Raw genomic sequence first — 385 nt, 5'->3', positions numbered from 1 at the left:
GTCTGCGCCAGCCAGGAGAAGTTCGACAGCTGGGCGCTGGACACCAGGCCAGGATTGTCGATCTCGAAGCCGGCCGGCAGCAGGTCGGTGATCAGCAGCCGCGAGGGCCAGCTGTTCTGCTCGTAGACCTTGAGCACGACGACATAGCGTTCGTTCTGCTTGACCTCGGTGACGTTGGCCTCGGTGCCATCGAGCCTGTAGTAGGTGCGGTCGATGGTGAAGCCGTCGCCGTCGGCCGGCAGCGTCTCGACCGGCGACGCCACGGTGGTGACGACGGCTTGCAGCGGGGTCTTGCCGGTGTTGGCGATGGTCAGCGGGCTGTCGGCGATGTCGCTGCCGCTGAAGCGGTCGGAATAGCCACCGGCATGCGGCGCGCCGTTGACGG

Annotated in this window: 1 protein-coding gene; it reads right to left on the bottom strand. The window is 66.8% G+C overall.

The features are described from left to right. A partial coding sequence (locus tag EN807_RS33045; protein ID WP_135937980.1) for a hypothetical protein occupies positions 1 to 385 on the bottom strand: 385 nt, incomplete at both ends.

It is taken from the genome of Mesorhizobium sp. M5C.F.Ca.ET.164.01.1.1, assembly GCF_004792125.1.
GTDB classification, from domain to species: Bacteria; Pseudomonadota; Alphaproteobacteria; order Rhizobiales; family Rhizobiaceae; genus Mesorhizobium; species Mesorhizobium wenxiniae.
This window is presented reverse-complemented; position numbering and strand designations above follow the sequence as displayed.